Origin of the sequence: Candidatus Comchoanobacter bicostacola (assembly GCF_024172705.1) — a bacterium.
Classification (GTDB): Bacteria; Pseudomonadota; Gammaproteobacteria; order Comchoanobacterales; family Comchoanobacteraceae; genus Comchoanobacter; species Comchoanobacter bicostacola.
In genome coordinates, this window is the sequence record NZ_CP092900.1 from 555992 (window position 1) to 574650 (window position 18659).

Here is an 18659-nt window from a genome sequence, read left to right on the forward strand (position 1 = left end):
CACTTAGCACCTAAGTAAGATGAGGAAAATGCACCTCCTTTATTGATATAGAGCGCCCTCCCTTCACTGGTTCGTAATGAGCTGCATTTCTACCAGGAGTACTCTTAACTGTATAGAGTTTAGTTTCAACCGTTAAAATAGGTGCGCAAATATAGGCCCATATTTCTGGAGGAAGCTGGATAGTCAACCTTGACTGGCATAATAAAGCACACCACAGCGCTTTACATAATGATGGATATTGATTAAGAAAACACTTATATTTACTTATCATAATCCGTGCCACCTTATGTTGATACATAGCAATGCTCATTTTTACTTTTGGCAGGAACCTTACCCAGTCACTCACATTGACCTGCTCAACCTCAGATTCATGCTCTACAGTTAAAGTAATGCATTGTATTGCAGTACAACGCCATAAAGCGCCTTCACTCAACTGGATATGATACGGGACCGAGATTTCTTCTAATGAGCAGCAATGTGCAAACGCATTCGATTCAACTTTTCTAACGCTTGCTGGAAGATAGATAAATTTAAGCGCAATACATTCGTAAAAAACACCCTCTGCAATCAACTTCAGAGAGCCTGACAAGTAGACATTGGCAAGTTGCTTACATCCTTGGAAACACCACGCGCCCATTGAATCTATATGTTGCATATATATAGACTCAAGACGCTTACATTCCCAAAATACTCGAGGCTCTAGTACAGTTAAGCTTCTAGGTAGACGCACTGACACAAAACCTAATTCACGAAGTGCGCCATCCTGCAATACCCTCAGATCATTTTTAACAACTATAGATTGACTGCTGCTATTTGCTATAAACCTAGATGAATAGCCAACTTTACGATCCTGACTATTAATGTTTCCCAAACATCACACTCCTGACTTATATTATTTAACCTTACACTAAAGGTATATTAACAGCACCCATGCATTGTATAGATAATAAATGCACCCCCTAAAACAATCAACTTCCTCTTATTTGTGCAGAGTAAGCTTATATCTCATTAACAGCAATCACTACTTGGCTTTACCCTTTTTTAAAGAGTAAAGCAACTTTAAGCCATAAACTTTTGAAGAACTTTTTAAGAGCATGCATTAACTTTACAATCATAGATCGTAATCTTTATTAATTAACAACAACTTATCGTAATGAAGGCCAATAATCAAATAAAACATCCTAGCGAATCTTACAAGCCGATCTCATATTGATTGGAGCTCTCTTCACTCTCAATTTCCAGATCATCACCAGCCGTAACTCTGTAGAGACCCTTACCTAATACTGTAAAGTTAAATACAATAAAGAATAATTCCGGTGGTAACGGGGGAACCACGCTACTTGTATCCTGCTTAGCCTCCTCATAAGCATCCCATTCATAAGCATCCCATACCTTACATAGTCTATTCATACATAATAAAAATGTTCTAACACAGTCCATCATAACCGATCCTGATATATACATTAATCCTGCAGCGGGGACATGATCAAAAGGCTTCACTAGGCGAACAACTAACAGACGCTCTGCAATCACTGCCATGTTTAACTCTGAACGTGTAAGCAACTCCCGCATTGTAATAACTTTTTCTTTTAACGCACCCATCAACGCTTCACCTCTTAGATAGCTAGCTTCTAAAGTTAATCTAGCCTTTGTTGTCACAGATGCTCCCGCATCTGCTAAACCTCTGCAGCCCTTAAATGCACAAGCACCAATACTTGTCAAACCACTAGGAAGCGTTACTTCTCTTAAACTTGTGCAGCGCCAAAATGCACAAGCACCAATACTTGTCAAACCACTAGGAAGCGTTACTTCTCTTAAACTTGTGCAGCGCCAAAATGCACCCTGACTAATACTTGTCACACCATCTGGAATCACAACTGAGGTTAAACTAGAACAGTCCAAAAATGTACCTCGAGCAATACTTGTCACACCATCTGGAATCACAACTGAGGTTAAAGCTGTGCAGTATGAAATGCCCACTTATCAATAATTATCACAGTATCTGGTATCACTACTGAGGTTAGACCATGGCAAAAGCTAAATACACCATACTCAATACTTGTCACACCCTCTGGAATCACTGCATGTGTTTGCCCCTCAGCCAGCTTAAACTTTACTAAACTATTATCTTTGATGCCGTATTCATTACCAAATCTATCAGTGTCCATAGGGATCTTTTTACTCGCAAGGACCTCAGATTGTTCTATACCACCACTTGGCTTTACCCTTTTTTTAAAGCGTGAAGCAATTTTAAGCCATAGACTTTTGAAAAACTTTTTGAGAACATATATTAACTTTATAATCACAGGCAAACCCTAATATTTGTTTATTAACAACGCCTTAACCGAGATCAGACTAATTGTCAAATAAAATATCCTAGCCCATCTTACAAGCCGATCTCATATTTGCGCACCGTACTCACATGGTCTAAATTATCATCGTCCGTAAGTGTATACCTATCCTCAGCTAACTTTGTAAAATTAAATATGAAAAACCCAAAAATTGTTTGAATAATATATATTAAGCTTTAAAGTAAATAGACACAAACTAACACCGTAGAAACTCATGAAAACATTAACTGTTGTAGCAACACCTATTGGCAACTTAAATGACATAACGCCTAGAATGAAACAGGCGCTGGAATCTGCTGATTTACTACTTGCTGAGTCAATCTCTGCGACACAACGTTTGTGTAGCCACTTAGGTATTCAAACACCACCTATAAAAAGATACTGGTCGAAAACAGAAAAAACCGTGCATACTTATTTAGAGAAAAGCCATGAAGCGCACATTGTTCTCATTTCAGATGCTGGCACACCTTGTATCTCCGACCCAGGATATCAAATCGTTAAGCTCTTTCATGAAAAAGGCTGGCTCGTTAAAACAGTTGTGGGCCCTTGTGCAGCAATAGCAGCACTCTCCATAAGTGGACTACCCTCTGACCAATTCACATTTTATGGATTTTTAAGCGCAAAAAGAGAAGCGAGAAAAAGTTTTCTTAATAACCTGAGCAAAGGCAGTAGCACATGGATTGCTTTTGAGTCACCCAGAAGAATATTAGACCTGACGAAAGATGTCTGTGACTTATTAGGTGATGATTATATAATTGCTATTGTTAAAGAGATCTCTAAAATTCATGAGACTGTATACAGAGGCACTGCTGAATCAGTACTACAACAGTTAAGTCAAAGCACTCTCAAGGGTGAATATGTCTTGATTGGAGCCCCTATTCAAAACAAACCAGATTGGGTTCCATGTGCAACAGCTCTCAATAAAAGGCTAGGCATCAATGAAGCAGCGTCCATTACTGCAAACATCTATAAAATTTCCAAAAATACAACCTACAACTACCTTAAAGAAAACAGTTAATACTTGACAAACAACTTAAAAAATCATATAATAATAACATTATTTAAACAAATTTAACTATGATTAAAGTACAACAAGAACAAACCCTTAAAGCTATACGTTACTTCCTAGAAAGAAATAGTGCACCAGATCAGACTGCAACCGGAGGCGCACCAGCTGCACCTAAAACAGAAGGCACTACATTAACGGACTCTACCAGCTCATTTGTAGATGTAGCTGCTGAGCACCCAGATGCATTGGCAGTATCTCCTGACCAATCTACCTTCGCCTCGTTATTATATAACTTAATGCCTAGTGATGCTAAACAAATTGCTGAATCTGGTGACTTTACCCTTGAGCAGATCAAGCAAGCTCAGCAAATAGCGATACAAACCACTGCTTTACTTACCGACCAACTATTAGAAGTTGCTGCTCCTTTTAGACTAAATATAAGCACCAGCACACCAAAAGCAGGATCCGTAGTCAGTGATCGCACCCGTAAATATCAAGCCTTTATGAGAGAGAATAATTTAGACACAGTAGAGTTACCAGGTGTGCTAGAGGCGCTCGAACAGTTAAGTGATGCAGGCATAAAATTCAACTTATTTAAAAAAAGAGACAGTAACACGATATGCATTAACTGTGTAGGAACAGACATTAAGGGTGAAGATCATGGAATCAGTATGGTCTTGGATTTGGACCCAAAAATGCCAGCTTTTTCTCTATTCGAAAACACTCTATATGCTTTCGCTATTAATGCTATAACAGAACATATATCAACTTATGATAGCATACAGATTGTTGGGCACAGCCTCGGGTCCGCTACTGGAACGTTATTGGTTTCAGCAATGCTAGAACACCCTGAATTTGATAACAAGCGGATTAATATCTACCATTATCAAGGCGCTCCTCTATCTAAATTATTAGTGAGCAGAATAAATGAACAGCTTGAGGCAAAAGTCAATGTAATACTAAACTCCCTTGAGTGGCGTGTACAAGGCGACTTTATCAATACACTATGCAAAGATACTAGCCTTTACAGCCCACTAGTCGGAGATAAAATTACAACCAACCTAGTCTATTGCCCTAGCACACTAGCCAGTAGAATAGTGCCAACCAGCACACATGCTAAAACAGCAATAACGCAAAAAATTGATAAACCATTTGTGTTCAATATGAAAGACGGAGGGTTTAAGCTATTTCACGGAGCTAGTGGCGTAGATGAGTTTCATAAATTAGTAGACACCGGTGCCGAAGCCATCTTTGGAAAAACAGTCCATTCAATAAAAAATTGGGTAATACTTCCAGTAGCAGGCCAAATAGCACAAATTCCATCCCAGTATTCAGCACCTGCGTTTACAGCATTGGGACTGTGTAGTAACATTTGTTCTACTGCAGCAAAAACAGCTAATGATCCAGTTGGAGCAGTATTCAAATGTTTCGACCCTAAGTTTATATCAGGTCTAACTGATGATGCAGCGGATGCTTATGGTGCAGTAAAAGATTTTTGCCATTACGTATCTATCTCTCCAGCCGGTGCTTCCCTGGCCTCACATAACGCTGCCACAAAGATTCAGTCAGCGTATAGAGGATATAAAGTTCATAAGAAAAAGAAAGCTGCTGCTATCAAGATTCAGTCAGTAGTTAGAATGCTTAACGCAAAAAAGGTAGTTGAAGCTAAGAAAAAATTGGCAGAGGATGCAAAAATTCAGGCTTTAAATGAAAAGGGCCTTGAGGCTGGGCAACAATTTAAACGAAAAAATGACGCTGCTATCAAGATTCAGTCAGTAGTTAGAAGAATGCTTAAAGCAAGAAATACAGTTAAAGCGATGAAAGCAAAAAATCATGCTGAGGTATTAAAAATAAAAGCAAAGTTTAAAGGGTTTAAAACTTGGCTTAAATACCTACTATCCCAAACTTGGAAGCTACTCCGTGGGTTCTTCACATTTAAGTTCCTAAGCGGGAAAACAGGCATACAAAGCTATAAAGATTACAAAAAATCACAAGTAATTGCGACCTGTAAGAAACAAGGTCTGATTTACAGTACAGATCAAAAAGTTAGCAGAAAAGATCCTGCACCAATCATTTCTAAATAAGCACCTATTAAAGCTAAGCATAGGCTACTTCCTGCCTTGCTTGGCTTTTGCTAATAACAGGTTGATCAAAACACTTTAAAGCATCATGCACTAAAAGTCTTATTTGATCGCTAGTAATGACAATATGATTTAACACAACTTTTTCTTGCAATGCAGAAAAATGATGTTAAAATAGTTTCAACTAATTAAGGTAACTATATTTATGGCAAGTATTGATGTAAGTCGGTTTGGCGGAAACCCAATCCCAGCTCTCAAAAAATTAAAAAGAATCTATGAGCGTCAAAACAGCACAGGCGGCTTTAAATCTGGTGGCAGACACATTAAACAAAGCGTCAAAAATCGCCAAAGTAGAATTGCTGCTAAGAAAAGAAGCGACAAACAGAGCTTAATTGAAGCTAGACACATTAAAGATACCTCAAGAAGAAATAGACACCTGACCATTAAACAAATCTTGGCATTGCTCAACCAATAAATCATGAGTAATGAACCAGGTGGCTCGCTTATCCAGGCAGTTATAGATGCTTCAGACATTATCTCAGAAGTCTCTAAACACGTTCAGCTCAAGCCAAAGAACAATGAGTATACAGCCTGCTGCCCTTTCCACCAAGAAGACACCCCTTCCTTTTATGTAAACCCAAGCAAACGTTTATTTTATTGCTTTGGATGCCAGGCGGGAGGCAATGTCATTAATTTTAGAGCAATGATATCTGGCTTACAATTCAAAGACGCCCTGGGGGCTCTTGCTCACGAGCTAAATATCACGCATACACAAAACAATAAGAACAAAGCACAAGAAACCCTTAAGACAGCTTCAAAGCTTTACCAAAGCCAATTAAAATCCACTCCTGAAGCTATAAGATACCTGTCAGATAGAGGCATTTCTCAAACCAGCATTGAACAATTCGAGCTCGGATTCACTCCAGATGAATGGCGCACAATAACCAATCACTCATTCATTAAAAAACAAGATGCACTAGACTCAGGCCTGATCATTCAAAAAGAGTCTAACACCTATGATCGCTTTAGAAACAGAATCACATTCCCCATAAGAGATCACCGAGGGTCACTGTGTGGCCTCGGTGGCCGAGTCATCAATGATGACAAGCCAAAATATCTTAACTCACCTGAAACCGAACTTTATCATAAAGGCAAGATACTATATGGACTCAACCAAGCTATTAGAAAAAATGCAAAACGTATTATTGTGGTGGAAGGCTATCTAGATGTTATTACCCTACACCAAGCTGGGTTTGAAGGAGGGGTTGCAGCACTCGGCACTGCCTTTACCACAGAGCACTTTGACCTAATCTGCCCCTATGCAACAGACCTGATTTTTTGCTTTGATGGCGATAGAGCTGGACATAGCGCAGCTAGAAAAGCCTTTGATGTATTGCTACCCAAACTTCGCGATCAAGTCGCCTGTTTTTTTGTATTTCTAAATGACGGCGAAGATCCAGATAGCATCATCAGCCAGCAAGGACCAGAAGCCTTCCAAGATAGACTGACCCAAGCTATGGGGTTCTCAGACTATTTAAAGAAAATTGCTACTGATGATCTGAACGCAAATAATATAGAGCACCAAGCACAAATCATTAAAAACTCAGCACACCTACTCAAGCAGATGCCTGACTCAATCTACAGCCGCCTCATCAAAAAAGACTTACAAATTAAAATACCTACAAATAACACACCTAAGGTGCCAACCCACAATGACAGCACCCACAAACACATCAAGCGATTAATTGAACTAATCTGCTCTAATAAAAAAACGTTAAAAGACAATCAAGCAGCATTAGAAAAGATCACTCACTACTTACCACCAATCATACAGAACACTATACAAACATTGAACAAACACCCAGAAACCAGTCTTGCAGAAATTTACGCTATGCATAATATCCAATACCTCCCGAGTAAGTGTGTAACTGATAGTGATAGCACAGCAGCAACCACCGAGCTTAGTGATCTACTATCTCACTTTTGCAACAACTATCTTTCAGAGCAAATTAAACAGCTATCCCACCAGGCACAACATAATTCATTAACGCCTACTGACCAGCAAAAACTTCTTTCCTTGCTTCAAGAGAAGAAACACTTGAAAAAAATAAAAATAATACTAGCCTTGAATGCAAATTCATGATTAAATTCAATTAAGTTTAAATAATAGATCTTATGAGCGAAAACGATTCACGAAACCTTGGAATAAACTTTGAGTATGATGGGAGCAGCAACCTTCCAGTAAACAATGAAAAAGCCAAACCTGCAGACCGAGGCGACGATACCGTTCTAATTTACATGCAAGACATGGCAAAGGTGTCATTGCTTAAGCGCAAAGATGAAATAAGAATTGCTATGAAAATTGAACAAGGAACTAAGCTTGTTCACGATGCAATCGTTCAGTTCCCCTTTGTAATTGAACACATCCTTGACCAATATGCCACCCTTAAACACACAGAAGATGAAAATGAAAATGAAAAGCCAGACTTCTCTTCATTGATTAACTCAACCTATGACCCTAATGACCCGCTAGAAGAAATCGTAGACCCAGAAGCGCCACTCTCTAAAAGTAAAAAAGAAGATGAAGTCGAGAGCGTAGAAAGCATCACAGAAAACGAAGACACTGAGCTACAAACTGATCCACTAGAAAAAATTGATGTAAACCTAGTTATTGAAACGCTCGACAAAATTCATCAAGCTTATGATGACCTGAAACAACATCAAGCACAAAATAAAAACACCCAAAAAAATAAAGAAGAGATCAAAGACCTTTTTGCATATCTTAAACTATCTAATAGAACTATAAGACACTGCACCAAGAAAATAAAAGACACTCAAAAATTAATTAAACAATTAGATAGCGAAGTCTTACAGATATTTAACAAAAAGCTACGCATTCCCAAAAAAGCATTACTAGAACACTTCAGAAATAATGAGACAAGCTACGAATGGGTTGAGAAAATTAAACAAGCCCACCCTGAATCTGAAAATAAAATAGACAGCTACAAGTCACAAACAAAGCGAATTGTTAAGCAATACAATCAAATTTCTAAAGAATTTGATCAAAGCATCCAAGAGATTAGAGCTATCATTAAAGAAATTACCCACGGTGAAATGGTCACTCGCCAAGCAAAAGACGAGATGATTGAAGCCAACCTTAGACTCGTTATCTCATTAGCAAAGCGCTTTACCAATCGAGGTCTTCAATTCTTAGACCTAATTCAAGAAGGCAATATTGGACTCATGAAGGCCGTTGATAAATTTGAATGGCGCCGTGGGTTTAAATTCTCTACCTACGCAACATGGTGGATCCGACAAGCGATCACCCGCGCTATTGCCGATCAGGCACGAACCATTCGAATCCCTGTTCACATGATCGAGACCATCAATAAGCTGCACCGCCTTCAAAGAGATATTATGCAAAAAACAGGCAAAGAAGCCTCATTAGAAGAGCTCAGTAAACTCATGGAAATGCCTATTGAAAAAATTGTCAAGATTATGAAAATATCTGAGCCAGTCTCAACTGAAACCCCTATTGGCGACAATAAAGATGAAGGCGGATCATTCTTAAGTGAGTTCATGGAAGACAAAAGTGACACACCAGTTGATAACTCTATGAAATCAGCGCTTCATGAATCTATTGTCGAAATGCTTGAAGGGCTAACGCCTAGAGAAGCAAAGGTGCTCAGAATGAGATTTGGTTTGAAAATGAATACAGATCATACACTAGAAGAAGTCGGTAAACAATTTGATGTAACACGAGAACGCATCCGTCAAATTGAAGCAAAAGCATTAAGAAAACTAAGACACCCTAGCAGGTCTCAAAAGCTAGAAAGTTTCAGAGACATGGGAGATATCGACGAACAGGAGTAATCCCTTGTGTTCTATACAGATTAATGATAGCCTAAACAGGCTTATAGCTTAAGCCGGAGTGGCGAAATTGGTAGACGCGCTAGACTCAAAATCTGGTAGGGTTTTCCCTGTGTCGGTTCGAGTCCGACCTCCGGCATGTTCTTGTTTAAATTGAGTGTAAAATGAATCCTAAAAATGCCATTGCTAGAAGAATGATTTTCCTAAGCATCACGCTTCTTATAGCTCTGATATATGCCCTACCTAACTTATATCCCAATGTCGCTGTTGTGCAAGTTACATCAGAACAGATTCAAACGGAGCAAATCAACATACTCCTAAACCAACACTCAATCAACTATCAATGGATCAACCCTGAAGCCATAGGATTCGAGAGCGTTGAATCTCAAATGCAAGCTAATGACATATTGTCTAACGCCCAAATACCAGATCATAGCTTTGCTATAAACTTACAATCAGCTACACCTAGCTGGCTGAGTGTATTTGGTGCAGAGCCCATGAAATTAGGCCTTGATTTGCAGGGCGGCGTACATTTTTTACTCCATGTACAAGAAAACACTCCAGAAACCACTGATGCCGAGATTAGCAAAATTGAGAACCTACTCATGGATGAAGGCATTCGTTACGATCATGTTCAGTTTTCAGGCGCAACCTACTTAGCACAAATAAAAGCAGAAAAAGACATACAGCGTGCAAAGATACTTATTGAATCAAGCTTCAATACTCAGGCAAACATGACATCATCTAGTCTTTCTTGGACAAACACTTCAGAAGATCGAGAACTACAAAGAGAGTATGCTATTGAACAAACGATCCAGTCACTTGAGAACAGGATCAATGAACTGGGTATTAGCGAAGCTCAAATTGCACGCCAAGGTTTAGAATACATCAGTATTGACCTACCTGGGGTACAAGATATCGCTTATGCAAAAAAAATTATTGGTAAAACCGCAACCCTTAGGTTCCACCTAGTCAGCCCATCTGCACAAACCGATGAAAGGGTCTATGACCAACATGGAAATGCCTACCCTTTAGAACCAAAAGCCATATTATCAGGTAATGAAATAATTTATGCTAATGCGCGCATGGAGCAGATGAGACCCGTTGTTGATATTAAGCTTAACGGTAAAGCCCACAACTTTTATGACCAAACTGCTGCTAGTGTTGGCCAGCCATTAGCTGTGGTCTACAGTGAACTCAAAAAAATTGAAGAGAGCTATATCAATGAAGAACAGGTCATTAGTGCGCCTGTAATACGTCAACCGCTTGGAGATAGCTTTTTCATCCAGGGACTCAGCAGCTTTGAGGAAGCACAAGATCTAGCCTTGCTTTTAAGATCAGGCGCGCTTGCAGCTCCAGTAGAGTTTGTAGAAGAAACCATTATTGGTCCATCACTGGGTGAAGACAATATTCAAAAAGGTATCTTATCTCTTGCTATAGGCACACTTTGTGTATCTGCCTTTATGGCCTATTACTATGGCGCGCTTGGCATGATTGCAAACATTGCGCTCTACATGAATGTTATTATCACCTTAGCATGCTTGTCTATTATTGGCGCAACACTCACACTACCGGGCATTGCTGGAATTGTATTATCTGTTGGGATGGCTGTAGATGCCAATGTATTAATCAATGAACGAATTCGTGAAGAATACGATAAGAAAAAATCGCTACGCACCATACTCAACAAAGGATATGACAACGCTTTATCTGCTATAGTTGATGCAAACATCACTACTTTACTGGTCACATTAGTTCTATTTTTCATGGGCTCTGGTGCCATTAAAGGTTTTGCAGTGACCACTTCTATCGGGATTTTGATATCTATCTTTACCGCCGTTTATGCAACTCGAATTATCAGCACCTATTTAATTGACAAAAATATATTAACCTCCTTTGGCAATAATAGAATGTGGTTTAAAAACATACCCCAAATAGCCTTCATGAAAATAAGACACAAAACATTTTTATTTTCTTCAGTATTGTTGGGCGCATCAATCCTGCTCATCCCTCTTAGAGGATTAAACCTAGGATTAGACTTCACTGGAGGAACACAGGTCGTCTTAGAATTTGCGCAAGATACCAATCAGGCACAAATCAACAGCATCTTACATAAACACAACATTACTGATGCACAGATTCAAACCTATGGCAGTAGTAATGTATTTATTATTAAAAGCGCTAATGCTGCAAAGCTCACTAAAACTACGCTTGCGGCTATTACCCAAGACTTACCGGGTAGCAAGGTACTGCAAAATGAATTTATTGGGCCCCAGGTTGGCCAAAAAATGTTAAGCACTGGAATAATTGCAATCCTATGCTCTTTGCTAATCAGTTTATTTTACGTCACCATTCGCTTTGACTTAAGGTTCGCTATTAGTGCCATCATTTCACTCATCCATGACCCAATCCTAATCTTAGGTCTATTCTCATTATTCCAGATAGAATTTAATTTAATTGCATTAGCAGCAATACTTACAACTTTAGGCTATTCAATTAATGATACTATAGTCGTCTATGACCGTGTACGTGAGTCCATGAAAAATGACACCCGTATTTCAACAACTCAAGCCTTGGATAACGGCATAAACCAGACACTGTCTCGTACCATATTAACATCAGGACTCACATTGTCAGTAGTCATCTCACTCTATCTGTTTAGTGGCACATACCTGCATGGTTTTTCCATTGCTTTTGCAATTGGGATTATTATTGGCACCTATTCATCTATTTATGTTGCAGGCGCATTAGCACTTAAACTAGGCCTGAAGCGCGAACACATCATAACCCCTATCAATAACGAGGCCATATCATGAACTATAACGCAATGCAAAATAAAGTATTTAAAGAAATAAGAGCGTGCTGCCAACATCTCCTTCAAGCCTATGATAAGCTAGGGAATAGCTTTATTGCACAAGAAAAAAGAGCCTCATTTACTCAACGTATTGATCAAGATTTACAAAGTGAACTGATTTCAATACTCAGCCAGACATATAAAGACCATGTATTTGTCGCAGAGGAACCTGATGAAAACGCCAGCCAAGAAATGATTGATGCTGAACATGTATGGGTAATAGACCCCATTGATGGCAGCCATAATTTTGCCAATCATATACCCTTTTTTGCTATATCCATTTGTTATTACTATGAAGGAATAGCAAGCGTTGCCTGGGTATACGATCCTATTCATGACGAGCTTTTTACTGCTATAGAGGGAAGAGGAGCTACTTTAAATCAAAAGAGAATTCGCTGCAGCTTACAAAGCCAACCATCTGAGACGATATGCGGACTAGAGCTTCGCAAACCATCTCAAATTAACGATCTTCCAAGCTTGGTTGCAACACAAAGAAAAATGGGCGCTACAGCACTTACTTTATGCTACGTAGCATCCGGTCGATTTGACATGGCCATCTGCGAACGACCCAGGATTTGGGATTATGCTGCTGGCGCACTTATTGCAAAAGAGGCTGGAGCAATCATCACTAACGAAAAACAGCAGCCCTATTCTGAACAAGATCAATTTTTATTAGTTGGGAATGGAAAACTAATCAAGAACACTCTATGACAACTATCATCTTAGAATGCCCTACCCACCCTGGAAACATTGGTGCCGTAGCTAGATCCATGTATACGATGGGCTTATCAGACCTTGCATTGATTAGCCCTTGTGAGATTACGGAAGAGGCACATACCCGTGCTCGTAGCGCAAGCACAATACTCGATAAGGCATCTATCTTTAAGAGTGAGAAAGAATGCACAGAAGAATTTGATATCTTAATTGGGACAACCTCGCGAAACCGTGCATTACATCTTCCTGTTTATAGCGCATACGCTTTCCCCCACCACCTTTGCCATACCAATAATCGAACAGGAATAATATTTGGACATGAAAAAAATGGTTTATCCAATGAAATTCTTAATAAATGCCAAGCAGTTATAGAAATCCCAACTGAAGGGAAAATGTCTCTCAACCTATCTCACGCTGTACAAGTCATTTGCTATGAGTTACAAAGGAATCAACAAAAGCATGAACTAGATCACTCTTCTGTTGCTGAGCGTGAGCAATTTATGAGCTGGCTAGATGAGTATATGGCTGGAACTAACTTTTTGCTTCCTCACACATCTGAACGGATTAGAACAATTATCAATAAATCCATGCTTTCTAAAAGCGAACTTAAATTAATGTATAGCCTGATAAGTTCAGCTGCAAAAAAATAGACATCAACTACCTATTCCATTAAGCTAAAGCAAAGGATAGGAGAAAAAATGGAATTGTTATCTAGAAAAATATTAGCGTACGACCCTAAGAGTCTGCATGATCTAGTAGAATACTTTAAAGAAGCACTGGTTCTGTATAAAGAATTGAAAAGTAAAAGTAAGAATGCAATTGATAAAGCAATAACGGCTGAGCTACATACAATATTTATTTCAGCTACAGGTGAAGGGGTTGCCAATGACTTACAAATAATAGAAAAATCTATCAGCTCATACATAACATACATATTAGCTCATTGCCTGACTAACAATCACTGCGATCCGATTTATCTCACTGTTATGCATAGAATATTCAATCATCCACCAAGACAATATTTTTATACTTGGAACCTACTCATCAGCCACTATTTGCTTCAGAAGGACGAGGGCATGAATCCTTCTGCAATAACTGCAGAGGAAATACTAACCCATCTTGCAGCCATTGCAAAGCAAGCAGCAGACAACCCTTATGTTGAAAACTGCGCTATATCACTAGCAGAATTTAAGCATAGACGAGACGAACGTGATTGCTTTCTAGGCTATGCCAAAGAGCATGTTCAAGATCGTCTTGACTGTCTAGTACAAGGCTATACTCAAGATAGATATGCAGGCTACTCCCCAACTACGCCGCTTGCCTTGTGCGATAAACACTATATCATTTCAAGAACTATTCTAAACTCTAGAAATTTATCACCTGAAACTATTAAGCGCGCTCATCGATTAACGGGTCTAATAATCGCAATTACGGCAAACCCAGATAGCTATTTGAGATACATTATACAAGAGCAGAGCAAAAAAACACACAATTTAAAATTTCTGAAAAATACGCTAATCCTTCATAGCGCTCTTGTAGGAGATATAGTGGACAACCCTCGTTGGTCCTGGAACCAAGCAATTAACGCCATACAACGTATTTTGAAAAAACAAACAGAGTACATGGTTAGAATAATTGCTGCACACAATGAAATTCAAAGCTTTGATATCACAACGACCGGACAAGAAACCGTAACAGGCTTTCATTGCCTGATCAGTAGCATTCCCTACATAGATTCACTAACTCAGCTAGCAAACATAGTAAAATATTGCTACTTCTCCCTAAGCCATGCATTAGCAATGCTTGAACCTCCTAGCGAGAATAGACTAGCAAAAATTAGTCACGAACAATTAAGTCATGCAATTAAAGAAAGAGGCGATGCTAACACATATGTGATTGGGAATAGACTCAAAATCGCTGCACAAGCTATCACCGCTCCTTCCTCTTATTCTTTTAAATCAATATGATTTAGCTAGCAAAAAAGAATTCAATTTCTATCTTTGCATTTTCTAAGCTATCAGAGCCATGCACTGCATTATTATCAATTGATGCACCGTATAACTTACGAATGGTACCCTCATCTGCTTCTGCAGGATTGGTTGCACCCATAATCTCTCTATGCTTTAATACTGCATTATCACCTTCTAGCTCTATAGCAACTACTGGTCCTGAAATCATAAATGAAACGAGATCATTGAAAAAAGGTCGCTCACTATGTATCGCGTAGAATGACTCTGCTTGCGCTTGTGTCAACTTTAGCATTTTCATATTATTAACTGTCAAACCTGCTTGTTCATACAGACTTACGATATTACCAATATTTTGACCTCTAACAGAATCTGGCTTTATAATTGATAATGTTTGCTCTACCATACTAATTCTCCAAAAATAAGAGTATTATAGTGACAATCATCGGTGAGGTCTAGCACAATCTGATGAGATTTTCTCACCTTTGACTCGAAGGTACGGACCCTCCTGTTCTTCAATGAGCGTAATCACGCCTAACTCAACATCAGAGTCAATAATTTTATCTAAGCCAGTTGTAACAACAACATCACACAACTCAACCGTAATATGCTGATCTATATAGGGTAACTCAAAGCCTTGATCGTCAATCCTAGCTAGAGTAATTAAATCCTCTCTTACAGCCACTGACAATAGCGTTTTGCTTTCATGCAGATCCTCAATAACGACATGACTTTCAACTTCCCTTCTTTTGATTCGCCTAAGTAGAAATGGAGTAAATATCAGACCAAATGCAGCAAAATAAACAATCACACGCACACTTAATTTCCGAGGAAACCTTCGGCGCATAGATTATTCCTCCTCGACCAAATGACGATCACTGGAGTGTGCCAATGTTTCTATAATTTTAGCACCACCTCGACCTACACAGGTCAGTGGGTCTTCTGCAATGATAACTGGAAGCCCCGTTTCCTCCGCAATGAGTAAATCTATACCCGTTAATAATGCACCACCACCACTTAATACAAGGCCGCGTTCCTCAATATCTGATGACAACTCTGGGGGCGCTTGCTCGAGTGCACTACGAACAGCATTAACGATACCCGACAATGGTTCTTGTAGCGCCTCCAAAACATCATTAGAGCTTAATGAAAAGCTTCTAGGAACTCCTTCAGCAACATGACGACCTGAAACTTGAAGCTCCTTAATATCATCAGTAGGGAATGCTATACCAATTTGTTGTTTTATTTTTTCAGCAGTCACATGCCCAATTAAACAACCATAATTTCTTCTGACATAACTTATAATGCTTTCATCAAATCGATCTCCCCCAACACGAATACTTTGGGCATAAACTATTCCATTCAATGAGATAATTGCTACCTCTGTTGTTCCTCCACCAATATCGACAATCATTGAACCATGGGCTGATTCAACAGGTAGATTAGCACCGATAGCTGCAGCCATTGGCTCATCAATCAAGTACACATATCCAGCGCCTGCACCCAATGCAGACTCACGAATGGCCCGGCGCTCAACCTGTGTTGATCCGTGTGGCACACAAATGATCACCTCAGGTCTAAATAACCGTGCAGGAAAAGAAGTCGGTAAGACTTGTTTTAAAAAGTGCTGCAGCATTGCCTCGGTCACTTGAAAGTCGGCAATAACACCATGCTGTAAGGGCCTCTTTGCCTCTATGCCTACCGGTGTCCTCCCGATCATAAGCTTCGCTTCCTTACCTACTGCACAGACATAAGCATCATGACCCGCATGGTGACTTTTGATAGCAACCACAGACGGTTCGCTCAATAGAATCTCCCCGGAAGACGATACAACTAATGTATTGGCCGTACCTAAATCAACTGATATTTTCGTTGTGTAGCGTTCTAATCTAAATTTCATCATTTGACACTAATCCTTTAGTAACCCTCAACACTCTAACTGAAATAGATAGTTGACACAATTATTTAAATCCTTATTATATTGAAGAAAGTTTAACCATTATTTCATCTTATTAGTAATTATGTCTAATCAAACCGAACAAGATAAGGCGCTGTGCGCCTCAATAGTTAGCAAGATCGCTTCCCTCTCAGCGCTGCAGTTAACCGAAGCAGAAAAAAGCGAATACAAGCAAAATTTTGAAGATCTGATTGCTATGTTTCATACCTTGGATAGCATCTCTGACCATGAGGTAGAAAAAAGCAACCTGATCATGAGTGCAAATCAGTGTAGAGAAGATGAAATTCAACAAGAGCGACCTCCTCTTGAGAAAATATGTAAACACTTTAACACTGATTCTGGATTATTTGATGTCCCACAATTTATAGATAGCAATGAAAGTTAATACACCCATACATGAGCACAGCCTCACTGAGCTCAGTGCAGCCATCAAAAACAAAACACTATCAAGTGTTGAAGTTACACAACATTTTTTAAACCGTATTCACAAACATGAAAACTTAAATGCATTCTTAGAAGTGCATGAGCAACAAGCACTAAAACAAGCTAAGTGGTGTGATAACAACCCTGAATCAAGTAAGGACAAGCCTTTATTTGGCGTCCCAATTGCACACAAAGATATTTTTTGTACCATAGATGGGCACACAACATGCGCCTCAAAGGTATTAGATAAGTTTCAAGCAAACTATGATGCAACCGTTGTAAAAAAGTGTGCGCATGCTGGGATGATTAATCTTGGGAAGCTCAACATGGATGAATTTGCCATGGGGTCTACCAATGAAAACAGCGCTTATGGGCCTGTAGCTAACCCCTGGAACCACGAGAACTGTCCTGGTGGATCATCCGGTGGCTCTGCTTCTGCAGTCTCTGCAAGATTAGCACCTATAGCCACGGGTAGTGATACCGGTGGATCAATCCGACAACCCGCATCTTTTACTGGAATTACAGGGATCAAGCCTACTTATGGACGTATCTCACGATATGGAATGATTGCTTTTGCCTCTAGCCTAGACCAGGCAGGCCCAATGACTACAAGTGTATCTGATGCTGCATTAATGCTCAACATTATGTGTGGTTATGACCACAACGACACTACAACTGCGCAAATTGCTGTACCCGACTTTACTAAAAACTTAAACAACGACATCAAAGGTCTCACCATTGGTATCCCCGAAGAGTTCTTTGGAGATGGATTGCAGGAAGATTGCAAACTGGCTGTTGAAAAGGCAATTAAAACCTATCAAGAGCTTGGAGCAATTATTAAACCTATCCACCTTCCTAACTTATCGTTTGCAATCCCAACATATTATCTACTAGCACCTATCGAAGCGGCATCCAACCTTGCTCGATATGATGGCATTCATTATGGTTATCGACATAAAGACGCAGAATCACTAGAGTCATTATACCAACTAAGCAGAGAATATGGGTTTGGAAAAGAAGTTAAGCGACGTATTTTGATTGGAACATTTGCCTCATCTACTGAATACTCAGCAGCATATTATAAGCAAGCTCTCATTGCAAAAAAGATAATCACTAATGACTACAAAAAAGCCTTTACTGAAGTAGATGCAATCTTAACACCCACTACAACCTCTACTGCGTTCAAACTCAATAATAAAGACCAGTCCCCCAGCTCTCTCTATCTATCAGACATTTACACCGTTTCAGTGAACCTTGCTTCACTACCAGCGTTATCAATCCCCGTTGGCTTTGACCACAAAAATTTACCTATAGGGATGCAGCTAATTAGCAATCGTTTCAATGAACAAACCATACTTCAGCTTGGTCATGCCTACCAACGTGCTACGCAATGGCATACCATGTATCCTGAATTATACAAAGGATAGGAGCAA

The 18659-nt window shown here is 39.4% G+C and carries 18 protein-coding genes and 1 tRNA gene; 12 read left to right on the top strand and 7 right to left on the bottom strand.

Features of this window, described 5'->3' with window-relative positions:
* Nucleotides 1-10 precede the first annotated feature (10 nt).
* The 3 genes from MMH89_RS02685 to MMH89_RS02695 form a co-directional block, all read right to left on the bottom strand.
* Nucleotides 11-871 (bottom strand): leucine-rich repeat domain-containing protein, encoded by an 861-nt coding sequence (locus MMH89_RS02685; protein ID WP_258567911.1) that lies wholly within the window; start codon nucleotides 869-871, stop codon nucleotides 11-13.
* 320 nt (nucleotides 872-1191) lie between these two features.
* A complete protein-coding gene (locus MMH89_RS02690) occupies nucleotides 1192-1980 on the bottom strand; it encodes a leucine-rich repeat domain-containing protein (RefSeq protein WP_258567912.1) in 789 nt (262 codons plus the stop codon).
* Nucleotides 1953-2306, bottom strand: a complete 354-nt coding sequence (locus tag MMH89_RS02695; protein ID WP_258567913.1) for a leucine-rich repeat domain-containing protein — start codon at nucleotides 2304-2306, stop codon at nucleotides 1953-1955. The genes MMH89_RS02690 and MMH89_RS02695 overlap by 28 nt, the downstream gene beginning before the upstream one ends.
* A gap of 259 nt (nucleotides 2307-2565) precedes the next feature.
* Here MMH89_RS02695 and rsmI point away from each other — a divergent pair, with 259 nt between their 5' ends.
* Nucleotides 2566-3369, top strand: a complete 804-nt coding sequence (rsmI, locus tag MMH89_RS02700) for a 16S rRNA (cytidine(1402)-2'-O)-methyltransferase (protein WP_258567914.1) — start codon at nucleotides 2566-2568, stop codon at nucleotides 3367-3369.
* Between the two features lie 59 nt (nucleotides 3370-3428).
* The gene (locus MMH89_RS02705; RefSeq protein ID WP_258567915.1) at nucleotides 3429-5444 is read left to right on the top strand and encodes a lipase family protein; all 2016 of its coding nucleotides are present in this window, start codon (nucleotides 3429-3431) and stop codon (nucleotides 5442-5444) included.
* A 13-nt stretch (nucleotides 5445-5457) separates the two neighbouring features.
* On the opposite strand, the gene MMH89_RS02710 is transcribed toward MMH89_RS02705, so the two are convergent.
* Complete coding sequence (locus MMH89_RS02710) at nucleotides 5458-5580, bottom strand: hypothetical protein (RefSeq protein WP_258567916.1); 123 nt, start codon at nucleotides 5578-5580, stop codon at nucleotides 5458-5460.
* 66 nt (nucleotides 5581-5646) lie between these two features.
* On the opposite strand from MMH89_RS02710, the gene MMH89_RS02715 reads away from it, so the two are divergent.
* From MMH89_RS02715 to MMH89_RS02750, 8 genes are all read left to right on the top strand, one after another.
* Nucleotides 5647-5916, top strand: coding sequence for a hypothetical protein (locus MMH89_RS02715; protein ID WP_258567917.1), 270 nt, complete (start codon nucleotides 5647-5649; stop codon nucleotides 5914-5916).
* A gap of 3 nt (nucleotides 5917-5919) precedes the next feature.
* On the top strand, nucleotides 5920-7584 hold the full coding sequence (gene dnaG / locus MMH89_RS02720; protein ID WP_258567918.1) for a DNA primase: 1665 nt from the start codon (nucleotides 5920-5922) through the stop codon (nucleotides 7582-7584).
* A 32-nt stretch (nucleotides 7585-7616) separates the two neighbouring features.
* Nucleotides 7617-9314 (top strand): RNA polymerase sigma factor RpoD, encoded by a 1698-nt coding sequence (rpoD, locus tag MMH89_RS02725; RefSeq protein ID WP_258567919.1) that lies wholly within the window; start codon nucleotides 7617-7619, stop codon nucleotides 9312-9314.
* 52 nt (nucleotides 9315-9366) lie between these two features.
* Nucleotides 9367-9450 (top strand) — tRNA-Leu (locus tag MMH89_RS02730).
* Nucleotides 9451-9475: 25 nt separating this feature from the next.
* Nucleotides 9476-12127 carry a protein translocase subunit SecD gene (gene secD / locus MMH89_RS02735; protein WP_258567920.1) on the top strand — a complete coding sequence of 884 codons (2652 nt, stop codon included), beginning with the start codon at nucleotides 9476-9478 and terminating at the stop codon, nucleotides 12125-12127.
* Nucleotides 12124-12876, top strand: coding sequence for an inositol monophosphatase family protein (locus tag MMH89_RS02740; protein ID WP_258567921.1), 753 nt, complete (start codon nucleotides 12124-12126; stop codon nucleotides 12874-12876). The genes secD and MMH89_RS02740 overlap by 4 nt, the downstream gene beginning before the upstream one ends.
* Nucleotides 12873-13529 (top strand): RNA methyltransferase, encoded by a 657-nt coding sequence (locus MMH89_RS02745; protein ID WP_258567922.1) that lies wholly within the window; start codon nucleotides 12873-12875, stop codon nucleotides 13527-13529. Before MMH89_RS02740 ends, MMH89_RS02745 begins: the two co-directional genes overlap by 4 nt.
* 48 nt (nucleotides 13530-13577) lie before the next feature.
* A complete protein-coding gene (locus MMH89_RS02750) occupies nucleotides 13578-14846 on the top strand; it encodes a hypothetical protein (RefSeq protein WP_258567923.1) in 1269 nt (422 codons plus the stop codon).
* A gap of 1 nt (nucleotide 14847) precedes the next feature.
* Here MMH89_RS02750 and ndk read toward each other — a convergent pair whose 3' ends face one another.
* The 3 genes from ndk to MMH89_RS02765 are packed head-to-tail and all read right to left on the bottom strand — an operon-like array spanning nucleotide 14848 to nucleotide 16749.
* The gene (gene ndk / locus MMH89_RS02755) at nucleotides 14848-15252 is read right to left on the bottom strand and encodes a nucleoside-diphosphate kinase (protein ID WP_258567924.1); all 405 of its coding nucleotides are present in this window, start codon (nucleotides 15250-15252) and stop codon (nucleotides 14848-14850) included.
* A gap of 36 nt (nucleotides 15253-15288) precedes the next feature.
* Nucleotides 15289-15693 (bottom strand): hypothetical protein, encoded by a 405-nt coding sequence (locus MMH89_RS02760; protein ID WP_258567925.1) that lies wholly within the window; start codon nucleotides 15691-15693, stop codon nucleotides 15289-15291.
* A 3-nt stretch (nucleotides 15694-15696) separates the two neighbouring features.
* Nucleotides 15697-16749, bottom strand: a complete 1053-nt coding sequence (locus tag MMH89_RS02765; RefSeq protein WP_258567926.1) for a rod shape-determining protein — start codon at nucleotides 16747-16749, stop codon at nucleotides 15697-15699.
* A 118-nt stretch (nucleotides 16750-16867) separates the two neighbouring features.
* Between MMH89_RS02765 and MMH89_RS02770 the strand changes: the two genes are divergently transcribed.
* On the top strand, nucleotides 16868-17188 hold the full coding sequence (locus MMH89_RS02770; RefSeq protein ID WP_258567927.1) for an Asp-tRNA(Asn)/Glu-tRNA(Gln) amidotransferase subunit GatC: 321 nt from the start codon (nucleotides 16868-16870) through the stop codon (nucleotides 17186-17188).
* 7 nt (nucleotides 17189-17195) lie between these two features.
* Complete coding sequence (gatA, locus tag MMH89_RS02775; protein WP_258568789.1) at nucleotides 17196-18653, top strand: Asp-tRNA(Asn)/Glu-tRNA(Gln) amidotransferase subunit GatA; 1458 nt, start codon at nucleotides 17196-17198, stop codon at nucleotides 18651-18653.
* The last annotated feature ends 6 nt before the right edge of the window (nucleotides 18654-18659 follow it).